Annotated in this window: 4 protein-coding genes; 2 read left to right on the top strand and 2 right to left on the bottom strand. The window is 53.2% G+C overall.

Annotated features, from left to right (window positions below):
* Positions 1-201 precede the first annotated feature (201 nt).
* On the top strand, positions 202-1,329 hold the full coding sequence (locus AO065_RS27620; protein WP_004881174.1) for a tyrosine-type recombinase/integrase: 1,128 nt from the start codon (positions 202-204) through the stop codon (positions 1,327-1,329).
* 112 nt (positions 1,330-1,441) lie between these two features.
* Here the strand turns inward: AO065_RS27620 and umuC are convergent, their stop codons facing one another.
* Both umuC and AO065_RS00075 read right to left on the bottom strand, forming a co-directional pair.
* Positions 1,442-2,722, bottom strand: coding sequence for a translesion error-prone DNA polymerase V subunit UmuC (gene umuC, locus AO065_RS00080; RefSeq protein WP_032650709.1), 1,281 nt, complete (start codon positions 2,720-2,722; stop codon positions 1,442-1,444).
* Positions 2,709-3,143, bottom strand: a complete 435-nt coding sequence (locus tag AO065_RS00075) for a LexA family protein (RefSeq protein WP_004881169.1) — start codon at positions 3,141-3,143, stop codon at positions 2,709-2,711. Before AO065_RS00075 ends, umuC begins: the two co-directional genes overlap by 14 nt.
* A 112-nt stretch (positions 3,144-3,255) precedes the next feature.
* Here AO065_RS00075 and AO065_RS00070 point away from each other — a divergent pair, with 112 nt between their 5' ends.
* On the top strand, positions 3,256-3,945 hold the full coding sequence (locus AO065_RS00070) for an SOS response-associated peptidase (RefSeq protein WP_004881166.1): 690 nt from the start codon (positions 3,256-3,258) through the stop codon (positions 3,943-3,945).
* Positions 3,946-4,235: the final 290 nt, after the last annotated feature.

The raw sequence follows: 4,235 nt of genomic DNA, 5'->3' as shown, positions 1-4,235 counted from the left end.
TCGGTCCAATCCATCATCGGCGCAACGGAGAAGCGACGGGACAGCGGCTGCCTTGATTCTCCCGCATTTACTGGGTTCGGAGATTTTTCGAGACTCATATATACTGATCTTTTATACAGCGGTTTATGGCCATTTTTGCTTGTTTTTCCAAAGCAGTTGGTACAATGTACCAACCCGAACCGGAAATGTACCAACTCAAAAATGGGCACGATCAGACCACGCAAGCGCAAGGACAACACTACTGCCTACTGTGCGCAGATACGGATCAATCGAGACGGTCAGCCAGTTTATCAGGAAACCCAAACGTTCGACCGCAAGCAGGTCGCTCAAGCGTGGATGAAACGACGTGAGGCCGAGCTGGCCGCACCAGGTGCGATAGAGCGCTTGAACCGCAAGACCGTAAGCGTCAAACAGATGATTGATCGATACCTTGATGAGTACGAGAAAGTTCGCCCTTTGGGCAAGACAAAGCGGGCAACCCTCAATGCCATCAGTGAAAGCTGGCTGGGAGAGGTAGCCGACTCAGCATTGACCAGTCAGAAGCTGGTTGAGTATGCGCAGTGGAGAATGGGCAAGGAAGGCGGGGGTGTTCAGGCGCAAACTGTAGGCAATGATCTGTCGCACCTAGGAGCGGTGCTGTCTGTGGCAAAGCCAGCATGGGGATATGACGTTGCCCCTCATGCAATGTCGGATGCGCGAATCGTCCTGCGTAAGCTAGGAATGGTCAGCAAGAGCAAAGAGCGTACGCGGAGACCTTCTAAAGGTGAACTCGACGCCCTGTTCACTCATTTTTTTGAGATGCAAATACGTAAGCCTTCGTCGATCAATATGCCCAAAGTGCTGGGGTTCGCGATATTTTCCACGCGGAGACAGGAAGAAATCACCCGAATTCGATGGGAAGATCTGGATGAAAAACGCCAGGCGGTCTTGGTGAGAGACATGAAAAATCCCGGACAAAAGATCGGCAACGACGTCTGGTGCCACCTTCCTGATGAAGCTTGGGCGATCCTGCAGAGCATGCCTAAAGGGTGCACAGAGATTTTTCCCTATAACTCAGATTCGATCTCTGCCGCATTCACACGAGCTTGTAAGTACCTAGAGCTGAAAGATCTGCACTTTCATGACATGCGACATGACGGCATAAGCAGACTTTTCGAAATGGACTGGGACATCCCCAGGGTATCGAGCGTATCAGGCCATCGTGACTGGAACTCTTTACGACGGTACACGCACCTGCGAGGACGCGGCGACCCCTATCAAGGCTGGGAGTGGCTCAAGCGAATTGTAGAAGCAGAGGTTGACCTTGGCGCACGAACGAACCAACGCTAATGCCGCAATCAACTTCCCGGTGGCGCTCCCTCGGGGCACCACCGAATTGAAAAAAGACCTTGATTTTAAAGGTCTTTTTTTCGCCTGGCGTAATGGTGCTGAGGAAAAAGGATCAATCACATCTCACGGTCCACAGTTGATCCAGCCTAGTTGTGAAGCTTTGGCTCATCATCTCCCGGCGCATGGCCCACTCCGGATTGGCCGGCACGCTTCCCGTGCGCAGTGTCCCCCTGCCCCAGCGAGTATTGATTTCGTCCAGAACGCTCATGACCTTCTCTGCAGCCACAGGCTGAGAAGCCGCGAACAGGTCATCAGTGAATTCACCGGGCTGGCGGAGATCCAGCAGCAGAACCTCTGCCTTGCTGTACTTGAAGCCCGACCTGAACAGACGATTCACCGCTTCTGTTGCAGCCTTCGTCATTAACCGCACGTCGTTAGTGGGATAAGGCAGTTCAACCAACGCACCATTGGCATACTTGGCCTCCTCCGGATTGAACATGCCGGTGCGGATGCTGACGCGAATTTTCTTGCACAGCGAGTTCTGCGAACGAAGCTTTTCAGCAGCACGCTGTATGTAAGTGGCTACAGCCTCTTTGATCGGCTCGATGGTGGTCAGCCTCTGGCCGAACATCCGACTGCAGCAGATCTCCTGCTTTGGCGGCGCGGCCTCGCCCAGTTCCAAACATGGAGTACCGGCCAGCTCACGAGCAGTCTTTTCTATGACGACGCTAAATCGATCACACAAGGTCCGCGCATCCGTAGTGGCTAGGTCCATCGCCGTGCGAATGTTCATTGCCTCCAGGTGAGCTTTCATCTTTCTTCCCACACCCCACACTTCAGACACCGCTGTGTTGCGCAGCACCCAGTTCCGCTTATGCAGGTCACAGATATCAACCACACCACCTGTCTGGGCCAGAAGACGCTTTGCAGTGTGATTGGCAAGCTTGGCCAGGGTTTTGGTCGGAGCTATGCCCACGCCGACAGGGATGCCAGTGCATTTAAGGACAGATGAACGTATGCGACGACCGAACGCAGTGAGATCTCCAGGGATACCAGTCAGGTCCGCAAATGCTTCGTCGATGCTGTAAACCTCAGTGGCGGGCACCATGGACTCGATGATCGACATGACACGCTCGCTCATGTCCCCATAAAGCGCGTAGTTACTGCTGAACACCTTGATGCCATGCCGACGCAGCACATCCTTGATCTGAAAGTAAGGAGCGCCCATTTTCACAAACGGCTTGGCATCGTAGCTGCGAGCAATGACGCACCCGTCATTATTGCTGAGCACAACAATAGGGGTCTTTTCCAGATCTGGACGGAAGACGCGCTCGCAGCTCGCATAGAAGCAGTTGCAGTCGATCAGCGCGAAGACCGGATTAAACCTTTCCAAGGCGGTGCAGATTAAAATTGACCACGCCCCAGATGACCAGGTTGTCACCCTCCAGAATGTGCCGAGTCGGATACGCGCCGTTTTCCGACTTGAGCATCACCACTCCATCCTTCATGTAGAGCCGCTTGCACATCGGATCGGAGTTATTCAGCGCTGCCACCACAACCTCCCCATGCTCAGCGTCGCGACTGCGGTCGACGACGATCAGATCCTGATCGTAGATCCCAGCCCCTACCATGCTGTCTCCGAGGATCTTCGCCAGGTACACATGCGGCGCACGCACCTCAGCCATTTCATCGAGAGACACGTGTTTCTCAATGTAATCGACGGCAGGGGAAGCAAATCCTGCTGGCACCTGAAACGAGTACAACGGGAGTTTGACACCCCCTTCAGACAGTGGGCCGAGAATGACTACGCTCATGGGAAAGACCTTGTGGTTAGGATGCTGTATGCATATACAGTTAACTCTGTGGTCTTTGCGCGGTCAATCGTAAGGACGGGCATTTTCGACGAATGACATCAGGGGTGGCATCATGTGCGGACGGTATTCGATCTACGTATCTATGGACCACTACCTCAAGGAGCTTGCGCCAGAGCAGTTGGTCATAAACGGATATGACCTTTGGCCTATCGAGCGATACAACGTCGCCCCATCAACCCGCGTCGAGATCATTCGTCCAACCGAGCAGGGCCTGAGCGTCGACAAAGTGCGTTGGGGATGGGCACCGTTCTGGGCCAAAGGCAAACGTCCGACGCCGATCAATGCGCGTGTCGAAACCGTGATGACCGGGAAGTTTTTCAAAGAGCTTTGGCCGAATGGGCGAGCACTGGCTCCAGCCAATGGGTGGTTTGAGTGGGTTAAGGATCCGGACGACCCAAAGAAAAAGCAGCCGTACTACATTCGACTCAAGAGCCAGAAGCCGATGTTTTTTGCGGCGCTCGCCCAGGTTCATTCAGGGCTCGAGCCTAATGAGGGAGATGGGTTCGTGGTCATGACTGCGGAGAGTGATTCGGGGATGGTAGACATCCATGACCGGCGCCCCGTTGTACTCTCACCCAGCGATGCACGAAGATGGATCGAGCCAGGACTTAACGCGTCAAAGGCTGAGGAAATTGCCCGAAACGCCTGTAGGCCGGTAGCTGACTTCGAATGGTATGCGGTTGGAAAAGCAGTCGGCAATGTCAGAAATCAGGGCATTGACCTCATTCGCCAATCAAAATGAGCTAATTCGCCGATGGGCCAGCATACGCTTGAAGGTAGCCATAGAGTTTAGATTCTCACTCCAACAGCCGAAGCCTGCGTATCTTGATTTTCAGAAGGTTCTGTATCTTCAGAAGGTTCTGTATCTTCAGATAGGTTCTGTATCTTCAGAAGGCTCTGTATCTTCAGAAGGCTCTGTATCTTCAGATAGGTTCTGTATCTTCAGATAGGTTCTGTATCTTCAGATAGGTTCTGTATCCTCAGATAGGTTCTGTATCCTCAGATAGGTTCTGTATCCTCAGATAGGTTCTG

It is taken from the genome of Pseudomonas viridiflava, from assembly GCF_001642795.1.
In the GTDB taxonomy this organism is placed as follows: Bacteria; Pseudomonadota; Gammaproteobacteria; order Pseudomonadales; family Pseudomonadaceae; genus Aquipseudomonas; species Aquipseudomonas viridiflava.
The sequence above is the reverse complement of the archived record's forward strand: the minus strand, read 5'-3'. Positions and strand labels throughout refer to the sequence as shown.